Source organism: Paracoccus aminovorans (assembly GCF_001546115.1).
Taxonomy (GTDB): domain Bacteria; phylum Pseudomonadota; class Alphaproteobacteria; order Rhodobacterales; family Rhodobacteraceae; genus Paracoccus; species Paracoccus aminovorans_B.
In genome coordinates, this window is record NZ_KQ955208.1 from 150,734 (window position 1) to 167,858 (window position 17,125).

Annotated in this window: 12 protein-coding genes, 1 other RNA gene and 1 pseudogene; 10 read left to right on the top strand and 4 right to left on the bottom strand. The window is 66.5% G+C overall.

What is annotated here, in order from left to right; all coding sequences use genetic code 11:
* Window positions 1–6 precede the first annotated feature (6 nt).
* Together ASV56_RS00830 and zapE are read left to right on the top strand one after the other, a co-directional pair.
* Window positions 7–615, top strand: coding sequence for a DUF6778 family protein (locus ASV56_RS00830; RefSeq protein WP_062560390.1), 609 nt, complete (start codon window positions 7–9; stop codon window positions 613–615).
* Window positions 616–686: 71 nt separating this feature from the next.
* Window positions 687–1,787 (top strand): cell division protein ZapE, encoded by a 1,101-nt coding sequence (zapE, locus tag ASV56_RS00835; RefSeq protein ID WP_062562178.1) that lies wholly within the window; start codon window positions 687–689, stop codon window positions 1,785–1,787.
* Between the two features lie 497 nt (window positions 1,788–2,284).
* Here zapE and ASV56_RS25010 read toward each other — a convergent pair.
* Window positions 2,285–3,215 (bottom strand): annotated as a pseudogene (locus tag ASV56_RS25010) (transposase); the annotation flags it as partial.
* Between the two features lie 159 nt (window positions 3,216–3,374).
* Here ASV56_RS25010 and ASV56_RS00845 point away from each other — a divergent pair.
* A protein-coding gene (locus ASV56_RS00845; protein ID WP_437435906.1) for an IS3 family transposase occupies window positions 3,375–4,522 on the top strand; the annotation gives its coding sequence in 2 pieces (ribosomal slippage) (window positions 3,375–3,630 and window positions 3,630–4,522; 1,149 coding nt in all).
* A 1,186-nt stretch (window positions 4,523–5,708) separates the two neighbouring features.
* Here ASV56_RS00845 and ffs read toward each other — a convergent pair.
* Both ffs and ASV56_RS00855 read right to left on the bottom strand, forming a co-directional pair.
* Window positions 5,709–5,805, bottom strand: an RNA gene (gene ffs, locus ASV56_RS00850) — signal recognition particle sRNA small type.
* Window positions 5,806–5,851: 46 nt separating this feature from the next.
* Window positions 5,852–7,729, bottom strand: a complete 1,878-nt coding sequence (locus tag ASV56_RS00855; protein ID WP_062560393.1) for a bifunctional 2',3'-cyclic-nucleotide 2'-phosphodiesterase/3'-nucleotidase — start codon at window positions 7,727–7,729, stop codon at window positions 5,852–5,854.
* A 155-nt stretch (window positions 7,730–7,884) separates the two neighbouring features.
* Here ASV56_RS00855 and ASV56_RS00860 point away from each other — a divergent pair, with 155 nt between their 5' ends.
* The gene (locus tag ASV56_RS00860) at window positions 7,885–8,346 is read left to right on the top strand and encodes a hypothetical protein (RefSeq protein ID WP_018000263.1); all 462 of its coding nucleotides are present in this window, start codon (window positions 7,885–7,887) and stop codon (window positions 8,344–8,346) included.
* Between the two features lie 18 nt (window positions 8,347–8,364).
* On the opposite strand, the gene ASV56_RS00865 is transcribed toward ASV56_RS00860, so the two are convergent.
* Window positions 8,365–9,252 (bottom strand): prephenate dehydratase, encoded by an 888-nt coding sequence (locus ASV56_RS00865; RefSeq protein WP_018000264.1) that lies wholly within the window; start codon window positions 9,250–9,252, stop codon window positions 8,365–8,367.
* A 192-nt stretch (window positions 9,253–9,444) separates the two neighbouring features.
* Here ASV56_RS00865 and ASV56_RS00870 point away from each other — a divergent pair, with 192 nt between their 5' ends.
* From ASV56_RS00870 to ASV56_RS00895, 6 genes are all read left to right on the top strand, one after another.
* On the top strand, window positions 9,445–9,984 hold the full coding sequence (locus tag ASV56_RS00870) for a c-type cytochrome (RefSeq protein WP_018000265.1): 540 nt from the start codon (window positions 9,445–9,447) through the stop codon (window positions 9,982–9,984).
* Between the two features lie 180 nt (window positions 9,985–10,164).
* Entirely contained in the window at window positions 10,165–12,027 is a 1,863-nt protein-coding gene (locus ASV56_RS00875; protein WP_062560394.1) for an extracellular solute-binding protein, read from the top strand.
* Between the two features lie 43 nt (window positions 12,028–12,070).
* Window positions 12,071–13,213, top strand: coding sequence for a microcin C ABC transporter permease YejB (locus tag ASV56_RS00880; protein WP_062560395.1), 1,143 nt, complete (start codon window positions 12,071–12,073; stop codon window positions 13,211–13,213).
* A complete protein-coding gene (locus tag ASV56_RS00885; RefSeq protein WP_062560396.1) occupies window positions 13,213–14,319 on the top strand; it encodes an ABC transporter permease in 1,107 nt (368 codons plus the stop codon). The genes ASV56_RS00880 and ASV56_RS00885 overlap by 1 nt, the downstream gene beginning before the upstream one ends.
* Window positions 14,316–15,911: an ABC transporter ATP-binding protein gene (locus ASV56_RS00890; protein WP_062560397.1), complete on the top strand. Its 1,596-nt coding sequence runs from the start codon at window positions 14,316–14,318 to the stop codon at window positions 15,909–15,911. The genes ASV56_RS00885 and ASV56_RS00890 overlap by 4 nt, the downstream gene beginning before the upstream one ends.
* Window positions 15,908–17,125: a glycosyltransferase gene (locus ASV56_RS00895; protein ID WP_062560398.1), complete on the top strand. Its 1,218-nt coding sequence runs from the start codon at window positions 15,908–15,910 to the stop codon at window positions 17,123–17,125. Before ASV56_RS00890 ends, ASV56_RS00895 begins: the two co-directional genes overlap by 4 nt.

The following is a 17,125-nucleotide window of genomic DNA, read 5'->3' on the forward strand; positions in this document are numbered from 1 at the left end:
TCCATCATGTTTAAACCCGCCCTTCTGGCGCTGGGTCTGGCGCTTGGCCTGGCCGGCTGCGCCGGGCAGACCTGGGAAACCCGATACGACCAGCTTGACCGCGCCCAGACCGCGACCTGGCGCGTCGCCTCGGTCGAGGTCGCCGTGCCCGAGACGCTGACCACCAGCGAGGAAAACAGCTACACCCCCGATTTCGACATCGTCTGGCACGGCGAGCCGGCCGGCGACCGCCGCGCCCAGGCCGCGGCCATCGTCGAGGAGGGCATCCGGAAGGGCGCGGCCGGGCTGCATGGCAAGACCCGCGTGCGGATCGTCGCGACGCTTGGCCAGTTCCACGCCATCACCCCCAAGGTGCGCGAGAGGCTGCAGAACGCCGGCGTGCACAATATCCAATACAGCGTGCAGGTCTTTGACGCCCGCAGCGGCGCCGCCTTGACCCAGCCGCAGACCATCAAGGCGGAATTCCCCGCCCTGGTCGGCAAGGCCGGGGACGAGGCCGACGCCAGGGGCCTGACCCAGCGCGTGCAGATCGTCAACCAGATCGCGGCGGTCACGCAGAACTGGCTGGGCAATGGCGCCGATCCGCGCGGCAGCTTCAGCCGACTCGGCCGCTGATCCCGCCGAAAACGTCGGGAATGATGGAGCCGGCCCTTGCGGGCCGGTTCTTTCTTTGGCAGGGGGCGAATATGGCAAACGTATCCGAACTCTACGAGGCCCGGGTGGCCGCGGGGCAATTGCAGCCCGATGCCGCACAGCGCGGCGTGTTGCCGGTGCTGGACCGGCTGGTGCGCGAGCTGGGCGCCGCTCCGGCCCCGGCGCCGCAAAGAAACGGCTGGCTGTCGCGGCTGCGCGGCGCCGCGCCGGCGGCGGCGCCTGCGGTCCGGGGGCTCTACCTCTGGGGCGGCGTCGGGCGCGGCAAGTCCATGCTGATGGACCTGGTCATGGCGGCGGCGCCGACCGATGCCAAGCGCCGGGTGCATTTCCACGAGTTCATGCAGGAGATCCAGGCCGGTCTCGAGGCGGTGCGCAAGACCGGCCAGCAGGACGCGGTGCGCCCGGTCGCGCTGGAGGTGGCGCGGCAGGTGCGGCTGCTGTGCTTCGACGAGATGCAGATCACCGACATCGCCGATGCGATGATCGTCGGCCGGCTGTTCCAGATCCTGTTCGAGGAGGGGGTGACGGTGGTCACCACCTCGAACCGGGTGCCCGAGGAGCTGTACAAGAACGGGCTGAACCGCCAGCTTTTCCTGCCCTTCATCGCGCTTCTGCGCGAGCGGCTGGAGGTGGTGGAACTGGTCAGCGCCACCGACCACCGCCAGAACCGCGACGAGGGCGGCCAGGTCTGGTTCGTCCCCGCCGATGCCGAGGCGCATGACCGCATGGACGCGCTGTGGCGGGCCGAGACGGGCGGGCAGCCGTCCCCGGCCCTGGTGCTGGAGATCAAGGGCCGCCAGGTCGAGATCCCGCAGCATGTCGGCCGCATCGGCCGCGCCAGCTTCTGGGAACTCTGCGGCCGGCCGCTGGGCCCGGGCGACTACCTGACCATTGCCGAGGCGCTGGACGTGCTCTTCATCGACTCGATTCCGCGGCTGTCGCAGTCGAACTACAACGAGGCCAAGCGTTTCGTCACCCTGATCGACGCGCTTTACGAGGCCAGGGTGCGGCTGATCGCCAGCGCGGCAGACGAGCCGGAACGGCTTTACGCGGAAGGCGAGGGCGCCTTCGAATTCGAGCGCACGGCCAGCCGCTTGCGCGAGATGCGCGACGCGGATTGGGGGCGGGAGTAAGGGTACCGGTGTCGGGGGCAAAAGGTTCGAGGCTCTGCGATCTTTCGGGCGTGTGAAACCAGCGGGTCATGAAGGCCAGTGTCAAGGTTTGATGTTTTTGGCGCGATGAGAGGGGCTGCGCGGGGAACCCCACGCCATCAACTGAAATCAAAAGGTTGCCGCTACGGACGAGCGCAACGGGAACGGTCTAATTCCCGTTTCCCATTTTGCGCAGCGAGCCTTTCCGGTCGTTATCGGGCCGAGACGGTCAGCCACTGTCTCGATCAGCCGTTCTGTTCGCGCCCCAGCAGAAGATCTTCTGCTGTCACGCCAGACTGAACCATAGACTGAACGGCCTCTTTGACTTGCAGACCAGCCGCCAACTTTTCGGGCGATATGGCAAGAATCGTGTTCTAACAGGTCGCTGAAATAGTCGCGCTGCCGGGATGTTTTCCCCTTGAGGCCATCAGGAGCTTGGCGCCTTGCGGCTGTTTCGGCGGGCGAGCGGCGTTCTCGCCGGCTCCCTTGGTCAAGCGCCAAGCAGCCTCGGGAGCCGGGCGAGATTGTTGGCGGTCAAGACCGCCCCGCACGATCAGGCCCGACCGGTTCTCCATCAAGGCATGACCGATGAAGCACAGCATCGCCCGGTGCCGGGGATGTCCTGTAGAGCCGCGCGTCCGGAGCGGGGGCGGGCCATGGGTGGCATTCGTCCGCCTCTGACCCCGGAAATCGACCTCGGCATGGCGGCTGTGGCGTTGGTTGCGGGGCATCGGATCGGTCTTGGCGGCTACGGTCAAGGCGGATGGATCGGTGGCGGGGAGCCCGAGTCCGGGAGGATCGCCGGCTTCGTCATCCGGCGGGGTCTCGCCCGTCCGCGGTTGGGACGCTCTTCATCGAGGGTGAGCCATCAGGCCGCCACCGGTTCGAGGCCCATGGCGAATGCCTTCACCAGCGTGCCGTCGACCGAGAAGTGGTCGTCAGACAGCAGCGGCGGCGCCTGGCGGTGCGCCAGGATCGCGGCCATGATCTTGCGCGACATGTCGGTGCTCAGCAGCCGGTCGCGGTTCTTGCGAAGACGGTCGGCCTTCGGGGCTTCGCCCGTTCAGGGCTGAAATCCGTCCCCCGGACGGATTTCCGGGCGCCCTTCACCCCACACGGGATCATCAATGCCGAGGCCAGCGCAACAGCAGATCGTGGTTCATCTGCTCCATCAGCTGGCGCTCGGACCGGACCGAATAGAGGAGCTGCAGCAGGCTCGCCCGGATCAGCCGCTCCGGTGGGATCGAGGGGCGACCAAAGTCGGTGTAGAGCTCATCGGACGCAGCATCCAGGCTGGCGCGCCTCGTTCACCACCTGCCGGATCGTCCGCAGCGGGTAGCCCGCGAGGATGCGGGCCTCAAGGTCGACATAGCTGAACAGCGATCCGCTCGCCTCGTCCGCCCCGCGCATTTTTATCACCCCCATCGACCGGCGCAGGGTGAATCATGTTCCGCGGGGCAGGTCGAGGGCTGACTTTTTCAGCGACCTGTGAGCTGCTCCCCGGAAATCGGACAGTGACGGAAGCTACGATCTGACGTTTGCTGGTCTCCAAGAACGAGGAGATCAGGAATGCGGAAACGCAGAAACCATGACGCGGGCTTCAAGGCGCGCGTGGCGCTCGAGGCCGTTAAGGGCGAGCGCACTGTGTCAGAGCTGGCGGGCGAATACGGCGTGCATCCGACGATGATCCATCAATGGAAGAAGGCGCTGCTCGACGGAGCTGCGGATATCTTCGAGCGCGGCGGCAAGAAGCCCTCGACGGAGGTGGATGAAGAGACGGTCCGATCACTGCATGCCAAGATCGGGGAGCTGGCTGTCGCCAACGATTTTTTGTCACGAAAGCTCAAGCCGTGGACCGGAAAGTGAGGCGTGGGATGATCGAACGGAACCACCCGGCGCTGTCCATCGGGGCGCAGTGCCGCCTGCTGTCGATCTCGCGCTCGTCGTTCTACCACGAGCCGGCTGGAGAGACGGATCAGAACCTCGGCCTGATGCGGCTGATCGACCGGCAGTTCCTCGACACGCCGTTCTATGGGGTTCGCCAGATGACCTGGCACCTGCAGAACGAAGGCCATGGCGTGAACCAGAAGCGCATTCGGCGGCTCATGCGACTTATGCGCCTGATGCCGATCTATCAGAAGCCCAACACCAGCAAGCCGAGGAAGGGCCACAAGACCTGGCCCTACCTGCTGGGCGGGCTGCGGGTGGATCGTCCCGGCCAGGTCTGGTGCGCCGATATCACCTACCTGCCGATGCGGCGCGGCTTCCTGTATCTGGTGGCCATCATGGACTGGTTCACACGCAAGGTTCTGGCCTGGCGCATCTCGAACACGCTGGAGGCCGACTTCTGCGTTGAGGCGCTGAAGGAGGCCATCCACCGCTTCGGCGCGCCGGGGATCATGAACACTGACCAGGGCAGCCAGTTCACGTCCTTCGCCTGGACAGATCGGCTAAAGCGCGTCGGCACCCGCATCTCGATGGACGGCAAGGGGCGGTGCATCGACAATGTCTTCATCGAGCGCCTGTGGCGGTCCCTGAAATACGAATGCGTCTACCTGCATGCCTGGGAAACGGGGTCACAGGCCAAGGCTGCCATTGGCCGATGGATCACCTTCTACAACCACCAGAGGCCCCACACCGCCCATGGTGGACGGCCACCCGCCGTGGTTTACTTCAACAATATCGAAATCGATCAGCAAGCGCAGGCAGTAGCTTAAATATCCCCGAAAACTGTCCAAGGAGCGGGGAGTAGCTCACTGTTAGGCGTCACGTCGTCGTAATCATCACCAGCCGTTCGCGGGGCGTGACCTTGGATACAGTCCAGAACTCGGCCATCAATACCAACCTCGCGCCCCACCGTTTTCAGCCGGTGCCGCCAGCCATGCGACGGCTGGACGCCAGTGGGAACAAGCTCTTGCTCTTGCAGTCAGTCGCCTAGCCGGTTCGCCAGTTTCTTCGCCGCGTAAACGAACCGATGGGAGTGCGGCTCATTGTGGAAGATCGGCCCAGAGGGGATAGTGTCGAGGTAGTCCAGAAAGCCTATCTCGATAATTCCGGATGCAACGGCACGTCGCGCCATTGGCCTGTCTTGGTAGCGCCTGCCTCGGGCGTGATTCGTGCGATGGTCGCGCCTTCGTCCTGCCGCCTAAGCTGGGTGATTTCGGCCACGCGCGCCCCGGTGAACGCGCAGAGAAGCGGCACCCACCGCTTGCGGCGGTCATGCGCTCGCCTTCCAGAACCTTGCTTTTCGGGCCCGACTTGGGCTGGTAATCCCACCAGAACCGCAGAACCTTGACCGCCTCGAGCGTGGTGTATCCCATTTCTCGGGTGCACTCGTCTAGGCTTACCCAGCGGCAGCGTTTCGGCTGGGTTGCTCGGCTGCTTGTCCTTTTCGACCGCGCAGCGGAATAGGCTGCGTAGCGTCGGCAGATAGACCTTTGAAACGGTCGTGACGGCCTTATCGGTAACTGCAAAATCCAGTCAAGCCCATGCTGGTCAAGGTAAGCGTCTATCTCATGTTCAACCTGATGCGTTTCGTTCGCGCCGCAGAGCGTCCAGCCGGGCTTGGCGGGCGTTCGGGTCAAATGACTGCATGTTGCGCATCACCAGCAGGTCCAGCGATTGCTCCGCGACGGCCAAGGGGTCGTCGGGGATAGCGCCGCGACGGCAGAGGGCAGCGCCCGCGTGGCCTCGCGCCGGCCGGGGCCGAGAGGGGCGGTTAGCTCTTCTTGCCGAGGATAGGTTGCAGCGTGACGGGGACCGCGCGGACGTAGCTTTGACCGTCAAAGGTCGGACATGACCAGCCATCTGCAACCCTGTTTCCGGCACCGAATTCTGGCCCCAAAACAGAACCAAGCCCTGAAAAGCGAGGGCTTTTAGCTTTAAAGCGCTGCGAGGAAAACAGGTGAGAGGCTGGACAACGACCCAAGCGGGACTCGTTACGGCTGCTTCCTTCCGGACCTGACCGGGTTGGCGAGGCGCTCGCCCGCGCCAACCTCTCGGCGCCTAGATAGGCGCGGGCGGCGGCGGATGCAAGCGCCTTGGCGTCAGAGGTGCAGCCGCAGCCGCAGGAATCCGTCCGGGCCAAGCCCGGCCTGCTCGACCGGGGTATCGAGATGGCCGAGATGGCCGGCGGCGGCGGGCGAGGTCTCGAACAGGACCGAGGTGCCGGGCAGGGGCGAAAAGCTCCAGCCGGTGCGGGAATCGGGCGCCAGCACCCGGCGCTGCGCGACATAGCGGCGCAGCACCTCGCGCGTGCGGGCGGTGCTGTCCAGAAGCACCGGCCGCCCGCTGGCCAGTGCCGCGAAAAGCCCGCAATCCGACAGCCGGTAGCTGTTCGTGACCAGGATGAACGGCTGGCCGGGGGCGACTGGCCGGCCGCGGTGGCGCAGGTCGGCGATGCGGTGGGAATCGGCATGGGCCAGCCGCCCGTCCGGCGCATAGCGCGGCGGCCGGCTGAGGTCGATCTGCCAGTCGAGCCCGTCGATCACGTCGAAATTGTAGCTCGGGAACTCGGGGTCGATCAGCGGCTGGTCCGAAAGGCCCGGCTCGATCCGCAGAAACAGGCTGGCCGAGCGTTCCAGCCATTCGCGCACCTCAGCCCCGCTCAGCCGGATGGCGCAGAGCCGGTTCGGGAACAGGTAGAGATCGGCGATGCTGCGCAGCGTCAGCCGCCCGGCCGGCACGTCGGTGTAATGCTGCGGCCCGCCGCGCCCGCCGGCGCGAAAGGGTGCTGCCGCCGAGAGGATCGGCAGGTCCTGCCAGCGTGTGCCGCGCAGCGCCCGCCGCACGTGCCAGCGTTGCGCCATGGCCACCAGCCGCAGCCCCGGATCCTGGCCGATCAGCGCGAAATAGCTGCTGAGCGCGCGTTCGGTGCGGCCGATGCGGCGGCGGAAATGCCGCAGGGTCTGGCGATGCGCCGGCATGGCCGGGCCGGTGACGGCGGGGTGGTCGGCCTCGGCCGCGACCGGCTCGGCGCGACAGGTGAAATCGGCGATACGCCAGGCGCTGCCGTCATGCTGCAGCCGCAGGTCGATCAGCCCCAGATGCGAGCCCCAGAAGCCCGGCATCACCGCGGGCTTCCCGGCCAGCGTTCCGCGCTCGGCGTCGATGCCGGGGCCGCCGGGATGGCTGGCCGAGGGGAAGACCCGATGCGTATGGCCGGCGATCACCAGGTCGAGCCCGGGCAGGGCGGCCAGCGCGGTGGCCGCGTTCTCCATCATCGGTTGCGGCTCCAGCGCGCCGATGCCGCTGTGCGACAGCGCCAGCACCAGGTCGGCGCCGCGCTGGCGCAGAGCGGCGATGCCGGCGCGGGCCGAATCGAGGATGTCGGCGACCGCGATCTCGGGGCGCAGGGCCGGTTCCCAGTCGACGGTCTGCGGCGGCAGGAAGCCCAAGACGCCGATGCGCAGCCGGCGCGGGCGGCCCTGGCGGTCCAGGAAGCGCCGCTCCAGCAGCAGATGCGGGCTGACCGGCAGTGGCCGGCGCGGCTGCAGGTTGCTGGCAACGATCGGGAACGCCGCCCCTTCCAGGCTGGCGCGCAGAAAGCCCAGGCCGAAGCTGAAATCGTGGTTGCCGACCGTGGCCGCGTCATAGCCGAGCGCGTTCATCGCAGCGATGGCCGGGTGGCGACGGCGCGGGCCGATGCCGCCGGATTCGGCCAGGTAGTCGCCCATCGGGCTGCCTTGCAGGGCGTCGCCATTGTCGAAGAGCAGGCAGTTCGGCACCTGCTGGCGCGCGCGCGCGATCAGCGCCGCCGCCCGCGACAGGCCCAGCCGCTCGGACGGCCGGTCGGCCAGGTAATCATAGCCCAGCACATGCATGTGCAGATCCGTCGTCGCCATCACCCGCAGGTCGAGGCAATCCTCGGCAGGGCTGGAAGCCGCGGTGGCGGCGTGACGGGGCAGGGCGGGATCGTGATCCATTGTCCATGCATGCGGACATTATAAGCATTATGCAACCTTGGATTGCATATTGACGCTGCGTCGCCGATACGGTGGGGTGCGCTTGCATGCTGCGCTGCAACATGGGAAAAACCGCGCATGATGCTTTGGGCGTTTTCAGCAGCAGTGGACCTTCGATGAAATTCTCGACTCGCCAGGACACCGACATTCCCGCCGATGCCCTTTTCCGCGCCGTCGGCAATTTTCCCAGCCTCGAGCGGATGCTGGTGCGGCGCGGCGCCTCGGTGCGGCGGCTGGACGACATGGTGCGGCCCGGGGTCGGCATGGGCTGGGAGATCGGCTTCGACTGGCGCGGCCGTCGGCGCGGGCTGGACCTGCGCGTTGCCCGCTACGAACCCAATGAGCTGATCGCGCTGGATGGCACCTCGGACCAGTTCGAATTGCAGATCCGCATGACCGTGGTGGCGCTGACCCCCAGCCGGTCGCGGCTGATCTTCGAGGCCGACGTGCAGCCGCGCGGCATGAAGGCGCGGCTGCTGCTGCAGACCGCCAAGCTGGGCAAGGCGCAGCTTGACCGCAAGTTCGCCCAGCGGATCGCCGATTTCGTGACCCAGATTTCGGCCGAGGCCGCCGCCTGAGCGGCGCCCGGCGGCGTCTCAGCCCTGGGCCTGGTCGCGCAATTGCGCGGCGCGCAGCGGATCGGCCGGATAGACGCCGAGGATGTTCAGGCTGGAGGTGAAGTAATCCAGTTCTTCCAGCGCGCGGGCGACATTGGGATCCTCGGGGTGGCCCTCGATGTCGGCATAGAACTGCGTCGCGGTGAAGACGCCGTCGACCATGTAGCTTTCCAGCTTGGTCATGTTGACGCCATTGGTCGCAAAGCCGCCAAGCGCCTTGTAGAGCGCGGCCGGGATGTTGCGGACGCGGAAGACGAAGGTGGTCATCATCGTGCCGTCGCCCTGGGCATTCTTGCGACGGCTGAAATCGGGCTGGCGCGCCATGACCAGAAAGCGGGTGGTGTTGTTCTGCCGGTCCTCGATGCCCGAGGCGAGTTCGTCGAGCCCGTAGATCTCGCCGGCCAGGGGCGCGGCCAGGGCGGCCAGCGACCGCTCGCCGCGCCGCGCCACCTCCATGGCCGAACCGGCGGTGTCGGCGCCGACCAGGCTGCGGATGTCGTGGCGGCGCAGGAAGCCGCGACACTGGCCCAGCAGGACCGGGTGGCTCATCGCCTCGGTCACCTCGGCCAGCGTGGCGCCGGGCACGGCCAGCAGGCTGATGCGCACCCGCACGAAGCCCTCGTCGATGATGTGCAGCCCGCTTTCCGGCAACAGGTGGTGGATGTCGGCGACCCGGCCATAGGTGGAATTCTCGACCGGCAGCATGGCCAGTTCGGCGCGGCCGCCGCGCACCGCCTCGATGGTGTCCTCGAAGGTGCGGCAGGGCAGGGCCTCCATACGCGGCCGGTAGTTGCGGCATGCCTGGTGGCTATAGGCGCCCGGCTCGCCCTGGAAGGCGATCACGCCCTGGCTTTCGGTCTGGCTCATCCCTTGCCCCCTTGTCCTTGCAGGCCTGTGCTTGCGGGGTCCGGCCCCGGTCTTGCGGCGTCAAGCCCCGTGGCGAGGCGGTGACGCCGGCGGGTTTTGTCGCGCGCGAGCGACAACTATACCTTGAACCAGCGAAACAAAAGCGGATAGATACCGCCCAGATCCACGGATAGACCCAAGGGGCCCGCAGACATGTTCGATACCATGACCATCACCAAGGCAGCCGGGGCTATCATCGGCTCGCTTCTGTTCCTTCTGCTGATGGGCTGGGCCGCTTCGGGCATTTATCACGTCGGCCCCGCAGGCCATGGCGGCGAGGAAGAGCACGCCCAGGCCTATACGATTCCCGTCGAGGACGCCGGCGCCGGCGGCGGCGAGGAAGCGGCCGAGGAAGGCCCCGATTTTGCCACCGTCATGGCCTCGGCCGATGCCGCGGCGGGCGAGAAGGTCTTCGGCAAGTGCAAGGCCTGCCACAAGATCGACGGCTCGGACAGCACCGGCCCGCATCTGAACGGCGTGGTCGGCCGCGCGGTCGCCTCTGCCGCCGGCTTCAACTATTCCGACGCCATGAAGGCCCATGCCGCCGAGGCTCCGGACTGGACCCCCGAGGCGCTGGAGCATTTCCTGACCAACCCCAAGACCGTGGTCAAAGGCACCAAGATGGCCTTTGCCGGCCTGCCCAAGGTCGAGGATCGCGCGAACCTGATCGCCTATCTGGAAACGCTGAAATAAGCCTTCCGCGCGGCAGATCATGACGGGGCGTCCCTTGCGGGCGCCCTTTTTCATGGCGCGAGCGCAGGGCGGGGTCGGCCCATCACGCAATTGCATGTTGAACCGCCCGGCCCGACTGCTAGCCTGCGGGCAACAAGCGGGCCGGATCAGGCCCCGACATGCAAGGACGAGCAACACCCGATGACGATGCCCTTTTTGCGACATGCCCCGATGGCCCTGCTGCTGGCGCTGCTGCCCGTCACCGCCCCCGCGCAAGAGCCCAAGCCCGGGACCATCGTGTCGCATGGCATCGCGGTCTTCGGCACGCCCGAACTGCCGGCGGATTATCCGCATCTGCGTTACGTGAACCCGGATGCGCCCAAGGGCGGCGAGATCTCGGAATGGGGAATCGGCGGCTTCGACAGCTACAACCCCTTTACCCATCGCGGCCGCGCCACCGCGCTGTCGGTCATCATGCTGGAACGGCTGATGGAGGATCCGGCGGATGAGCGCGGCTCGTCCTATTGCCTGCTCTGCGAGACCATCGAATATCCCGAAAGCCGCGATTGGGTGATCTTCCATCTGCGGCCCGAGGCGAAATTCTCGGACGGCACGCCGCTGACCGCGCATGACGTGCTGTTTTCCTTTGAGCTTCTGCGCGACAAGGGCCTGTCGTCCTATCGCACCGGCATCGCCAAGATGGTCGCCAAGGCCGAGGTGATCGACGAGCATACGATCAAGTTCATCTTCCAGCCCGGCTATCCGCGCCGCGACGTGATCCAGCAGGTCGGCAGCCAGATCGTGTTCTCGCGCGAGGATTTCCGCAAGAACAAGCGCGACATCGAACAGTCGAGCAATATCCCCTTCCTGGGCTCGGGACCCTATGTCTTCGACAGCGCCGAGATGGGGCGCTCGCTCAGCGTCAGGCGCAACCCGGATTACTGGGGCAAGGACCTGCCGATCAACAAGGGCCGGCACAATTTCGACAAGATCCGCGTGGAGTATTTCTCGGATTACGACGCCGCCTTCGAGGCGTTCAAGGCCGGGGTCTATACCTTCCGCAACGAGACCTCCTCGATCCACTGGGCGACGCGCTATGACTTCCCGGCGCTGAAATCCGGCGCGGTCAAGCAGGAGGTGCTGCCGAACGGCGATCTCGCCACCGGGCAAAGCTGGATCTTCAACCTGCGGCGCGAGACCTGGCAGGACATCCGCGTGCGCCAGGCCATCGGGCTGATGTTCAACTTCGAATGGTCGAACGAGACGCTGTTCTATGGGCTCAACACCCGCGTCAACAGCTTCTGGGACAACAGCGAACTGGCCGCGACCGGCAAGCCCTCGCCCGAGGAGCTGGCGCTGCTGGAACCCCTGGCGAAGGACCTGCCCGAGGGCGTCCTGACCGAGGATGCGGTGGTGCAGCCGGTCTCGGGAAAGACCCAGCTCGACCGCAAGAACCTGCGCGCGGCCTCGGCGCTTTTGGATCAGGCGGGCTGGAAGCCGGGGCCGGACGGCATGCGCGTGAACCAGAAGGGCCAGCGGCTGAAGCTGGAGATCCTGAACGACAACCAGAGCTTCGACCGCATCATCAACCCCTTCGTGCAGAACCTGCGCGCGCTTGGCGTCGATGCCGTGAACGCGCGGGTCGACGATGCCGAGATGACCAACCGCACCCGCGGCCATGATTTCGATATGATCACCGACAATTTCGCGCAGCTTGGCTTCTATGTCGGCGGCGGCACCGAGCAGGTCTTCGGCTCGGAAAACGTGGGCGATGTGTTCAACCCGATGGGGCTGGCGAACCCGGCCATCGACGCGCTGATCGAGAAGGGGATCGAGGCCAAGACCCAGGTCGAGATGGACGCCATCGTCCATGCGCTGGACCGCAGCCTGCGCGCCCTGCGCTTCTGGGTGCCGCAATGGTACAAGGCCGATTACACCCTGGCCTATTACGATATCTATGCCCACCCCGAGAAGCTGCCGCCCTATCTGCTGGGTGAACTTGATTTCTGGTGGTATGACGCGGATAAGGCGGAAAAGCTGAAACAATCCGGCGCGCTGCGCTAGGCCCCCGGGCCCGGGCACAGAGCAAGGCGGAGCAAAGGGGCGGATGGCAGCCTATATCCTGCGGCGTTTGCTGCTGATCATACCCACGCTGATCGGCATCATGCTGGTCAATTTCACGCTGACGCAATTCGTCCCCGGCGGCCCGATCGAGCAGATCATCGCCCGCGTCCAGGGCGAAGGCGACGCCCTGCGCAACATCACCGGCGGCGGCGATGCGCAGGCGGCGCAATCGACCGAATATGCCGGCGCCCGCGGCATCCCGCCCGAGCTTCTGGACCAACTGGAAGTGCAGATGGGCTTTGCCAGGATCGCCTGCACGCCCGCGCATGAGGGCGAGCCCGACCTGAAATCGCCCGAATGCCACAAGGAAAAGATCGGCGCCGCGCAGCGCTTCCTGATCATGCTGGGCAACTACCTGCGCTTCGATTTCGGCACCAGCTTCTTCCGCTCGATCTCGGTCATCGACCTGGTGCTGGAAAAGATGCCGGTCTCGATCACCCTGGGGCTGTGGTCGACGCTGATCGCCTATCTGATCTCGATCCCGCTCGGCATCCGCAAGGCGGTGCGCGCCGGCACCAGTTTCGACACCTGGACCAGCGGCATCATCATCGTGGGTTACGCCATCCCGGCCTTCCTGTTCGCGGTGCTCTTGATGGTGCTCTTCGCCGGCGGCAGCTATTGGCAGATCTTCCCGCTGCGCGGCCTGACCTCGGACAATTTCGCCGACCTCAGCCTGTGGGGCAAGGTCAAGGACTATCTCTGGCACATCACCCTGCCGGTGCTGGCGACGACGATCTCCAGCTTCGCCACGCTGACGCTGCTGACCAAGAACAGCTTCCTGGACGAGATCAACAAGCAATATGTCATGACCGCCCGCGCCAAGGGCCTGACCGAGCGCCGCGTGCTTTACGGCCACGTCTTCCGCAATGCCATGCTGATCGTGATCGCGGGTTTTCCGGCCATGTTCCTGGGCGTGTTCTTCGGCTCGTCGATCCTGATCGAGACCATCTTCTCGCTCGACGGCCTAGGACGGCTGGGCTTCGAGGCGGCGGTGCAGCGCGACTATCCGGTGATCTTCGGCACGCTCTATGTCTTCGGCCTGCTGGGTCTCTTGGTCGGGATCCTCTCGGACCTGATGTATGTGCTGGTCGACCCGCGCATCGACTTCGAGCGGAGGGCCGGCTGATGGCGATGTCGGAACTGAACCGCCGCCGGCTGCGCAATTTCCGCCGCAACACGCGCGCCTTCTGGTCGCTGATCCTGTTCACGCTGCTGTTCGTGGCCTCGCTGTTTGCGGAGCTTATCGCCAATGACAAGCCGATCGTGGTCAGCTACCGGGGCGGGCTGTATTTCCCGGTCTACAAATTCTACCCCGAGACCGCCTTCGGCGGCGATTTCGGCACCGAGGCGATCTATACCGACCCCGGCGTGCAATGCCTGATCGTCACCGGCGGCCGGCAGGAATGCTGGGACGACCCCGAGGGCACCGAGAAACTGGCCCGCGACACCGGCGAGGTCGGCGGCGAGGCGGTCGAGAAGGGCTGGATGATCTGGCCCGCCATCCCCTATCACTACCGCACCATCAACAACGTCGGCACCGCGCCAAGCGCCCCGGACCGCGCCCATCTGCTGGGCACCGACGACACCTCGCGCGACGTGCTGGCGCGGGTGATCTACGGCTTCCGGCTGTCGGTCCTGTTCACGCTGATCGTGACCGCCATCAGCTCGGTCATCGGCATCAGTGCCGGCGCCGTGCAGGGCTATTTCGGCGGCCGCACCGACCTGTTCCTGCAACGCATGCTGGAAATCTGGGGCTCGACGCCTTCGCTCTACGTCATCATCATCCTGTTCGCGATCCTGGGACGCAGCTTCTGGCTGCTGGTGTTCGTGTCCATCCTGTTCGGCTGGCCGGCGCTGGTCGGCGTGGTCCGGGCCGAGTTCCTGCGGGCGCGCAACTTCGAATATGTCCGCGCCGCCCGCGCGCTGGGGGTCAGCGACCGCACCATCATGTTCCGCCACATCCTGCCCAACGCCATGGTGGCGACCCTGACCATGCTGCCCTTTGTCGTCACCGGGGTGATCTCGTCGCTGGCGGCGCTGGATTATCTGGGCTACGGCCTGCCGACCTCGGCGCCGTCGCTGGGCGAGCTGGCCTTGCAGGCCAAGCAGAACCTGCAGGCGCCTTGGCTGGGCTTCACCGCCTTCTTCACCTTCGCCATCATGCTGTCGCTGCTGGTGTTCATCTTCGAGGGCGTGCGCGATGCCTTCGACCCAAGAAAGACCTTCCGATGACGCCGGTTCTGGACGTGCGCGACCTGCGCATCGGGTTTCGTCAGGACGGGCAGGTGGTGCCCGCCGTGAAAGGCGTCAGCTTCAGCGTCGGCAAGGGCGAGACGGTGGCGCTGGTCGGCGAATCCGGTTCCGGCAAGTCGGTCACGGCGCTGTCGACCGTCGGTCTGCTGGGCGACAGCGCCGAGCTGTCCGGTTCGGTGAGATACGCCGGGCGCGAACTGGTCGGCGCCTCGGATGCCGAGCTGCGCCGGGTTCGCGGCAATGACGTCAGCTTCATCTTTCAGGAGCCGATGACCTCGCTGAACCCGCTGCATACGCTGGAACGCCAGCTGGGCGAGAGCCTGGCGCTGCACCAGGGGCTGCGGGGCGCGCAGGCGCGCGCACGCATCATCGAATTGCTGAACCGCGTCGGCATCCGCGACCCGGAACAGCGGCTGGCCGATTACCCGCACCAGTTCTCGGGCGGGCAGCGCCAGCGCATCATGATCGCCATGGCGCTGGCGAACGGCCCCGAATTGCTGATCGCGGACGAGCCGACCACGGCGCTGGACGTCACCATCCAGGCGCAGATCATGCAGCTGCTGGCCGAACTCAAGGCCGCCGAGGGCCTGTCGATGCTGTTCATCAGCCACGACCTTGGCCTGGTGCGGCGCATCGCCGACCGGGTCTGCGTGATGAAGGGCGGCGAGATCGTCGAGCAGGGCCCGGTCGAGCGCATCTTCGCAGATCCCCAGCACGAATATACCCGCATGCTGCTGGCCGCCGAGCCCAAGGGCCGGGCCGAGCCGCTGGTCGGCGATCCGCCCGAGGTGGTCGCGACCCGCGACCTCAAGGTCTGGTTCCCGATCCAGCGCGGCTTCCTGCGTCGCACCGTCGGCCACGTCAAGGCGGTCAACGGCGCCACGCTGTCGGTGCGGGCGGGCGAGACGCTGGGCATCGTCGGCGAATCCGGCTCGGGCAAGACCACGCTGGCGCTGGCGATCATGCGGCTGATCGAAAGCGACGGGCCGGTGGTCTATATGGGCCGCGACATCGCCGGCCTGGGCGGGCGGGCGCTGCGCGGCTTGCGGCGCGACATGCAGATCGTGTTCCAGGACCCTTACGGCAGCCTGTCGCCGCGCATGACCGTCGAGCAGATCATCGCCGAGGGCCTGGGCGTCCACGGCGTCGAACCCGGCCGCGACCGGCGGCAGATGGTCGACGAGATCATGCGCGAGGTCGGCCTCGACCCCGCAACCATGCATCGCTATCCGCATGAATTCAGCGGCGGCCAGCGCCAGCGCATCGCCATCGCCCGGGCGATGATCCTGAACCCCAAGCTGGTGGTGCTGGACGAGCCGACCAGCGCGCTGGACATGACCGTGCAGGTCCAGATCGTCGAGCTGCTGCGCCGATTGCAGAAGAAGCACGGGCTGGCCTTCCTGTTTATCAGCCACGACCTGCGCGTGGTGCGCGCCATGTCGCATCAGATCATGGTCATGCGCGCCGGCGAGGTGGTCGAGCAGGGCACGACCGAGGCCGTGTTCGAGCATGCGCAAAGCGACTACACCCGCCGCCTGATCGAGGCGGCCTTTCTGACGGCCATCGAATGAAGATCCTGTTCGTCCACCAGAATTTCCCCGCCCAGTTCCTGCACCTGGCCCCGGCGCTGGCGGCGCGCGGCCATCACGTCATGGGGCTGACCGACGAAAAGAACCCGCGCCCCAGCCCGGTGCGGGTGGTGCGCTACAAGGCGCCCGAGGACATGAAGCTGCCCGGCATCCTGGGCCGCACCTACAGCGAACATGCCGAGCGCGGCTGGCTGACCGCGCGCGGTTGCCGGGCGCTGCGCGACCGCCACGACTATACGCCCGACGTGATCTTCGGCCATTCCGGCTGGGGCGAGACGCTGTTCCTGCACGAGATCTGGCCCCGGGCGAAGCTGCTAGTCTATGCCGAGCTTCTGTATCGCACCCGTGGCCATGACGTCGGCTTCGACCCCGAGATTAGCCCCGACAGCGACGAGGGCCGGGTCGCCACCATCGCCCGCTCGGCGCATCTGATCCAGGGGCTGGTGCAGGCGGACGCGGGCCTGGCGCCGACGCGCTATCAGGCCGAAAGTTTCCCGCCCGAGCTGCGCCAGAAGCTGACCGTCATCCATGACGGTATCGACACCGACAAGGTCTGCCCGAATCCGGCGGCGGAATTCACCCTGCCGGATGGGCGGGTGCTGCGGCCGGGCGACGAGGTGCTGACCTATGTCTCGCGCTCGCTGGAGCCCTATCGCGGCTTTCACCGCTTCATGCGCGCGCTGCCCGCGGTGATGCGGGCGCGGCCGGATGCCCAGGTGGTGCTGGTCGGCGGCGACGGCGTCAGCTACGGCAGCCCGCCGCGCGATGCCGCCGGCTGGAAGGAGAAGATGCTGGCCGAACTCGACGGCCAGCTCGACCTGTCGCGCATCCATTTCATGGGCCGCGTGCCCTATCCGCAATACCTGGCGCTGCTGCAGGTCGCCAAGGTGCATTGCTACCTGACCTATCCCTTCGTGCTGAGCTGGTCGCTGACCGAGGCGATGGCGGCCGGCTGCCAGATCGTCGCCTCGGATACCGAGCCGGTGCGCGAACTGGTCCGGGATGGCGAGAACGGCCGGCTGGTGCCGTTCTTCGACCAGCCGGCGCTGGAGGCGGCTTTGGTCAAGGCCCTGGCCGGCGACCCCGAGGCGGCGCGGCTGAAGGCGGCGGCGCGGCAGACGATCCTGGACAGATACGACCTCAAGCGGCACAGCCTGCCGCGGCTGATCGACTGGGTGGAAAGTTTCGCGCCCTGA

Bases quoted from the DNA above. Each gene is read 5' to 3' on its own strand.
- ASV56_RS00830 (WP_062560390.1), top strand. From the start codon at position 7: ATGTTTAAACCCGCCCTTCTGGCGCTGGGTCTGGCGCTTGGCCTGGCC.
- zapE (WP_062562178.1), top strand. From the start codon at position 687: ATGGCAAACGTATCCGAACTCTACGAGGCCCGGGTGGCCGCGGGGCAA.
- ASV56_RS00855 (WP_062560393.1), bottom strand. From the start codon at position 7,729: ATGGATCACGATCCCGCCCTGCCCCGTCACGCCGCCACCGCGGCTTCC.
- ASV56_RS00860 (WP_018000263.1), top strand. From the start codon at position 7,885: ATGAAATTCTCGACTCGCCAGGACACCGACATTCCCGCCGATGCCCTT.
- ASV56_RS00865 (WP_018000264.1), bottom strand. From the start codon at position 9,252: ATGAGCCAGACCGAAAGCCAGGGCGTGATCGCCTTCCAGGGCGAGCCG.
- ASV56_RS00870 (WP_018000265.1), top strand. From the start codon at position 9,445: ATGTTCGATACCATGACCATCACCAAGGCAGCCGGGGCTATCATCGGC.
- ASV56_RS00875 (WP_062560394.1), top strand. From the start codon at position 10,165: ATGACGATGCCCTTTTTGCGACATGCCCCGATGGCCCTGCTGCTGGCG.
- ASV56_RS00880 (WP_062560395.1), top strand. From the start codon at position 12,071: ATGGCAGCCTATATCCTGCGGCGTTTGCTGCTGATCATACCCACGCTG.
- ASV56_RS00885 (WP_062560396.1), top strand. From the start codon at position 13,213: ATGGCGATGTCGGAACTGAACCGCCGCCGGCTGCGCAATTTCCGCCGC.
- ASV56_RS00890 (WP_062560397.1), top strand. From the start codon at position 14,316: ATGACGCCGGTTCTGGACGTGCGCGACCTGCGCATCGGGTTTCGTCAG.
- ASV56_RS00895 (WP_062560398.1), top strand. From the start codon at position 15,908: ATGAAGATCCTGTTCGTCCACCAGAATTTCCCCGCCCAGTTCCTGCAC.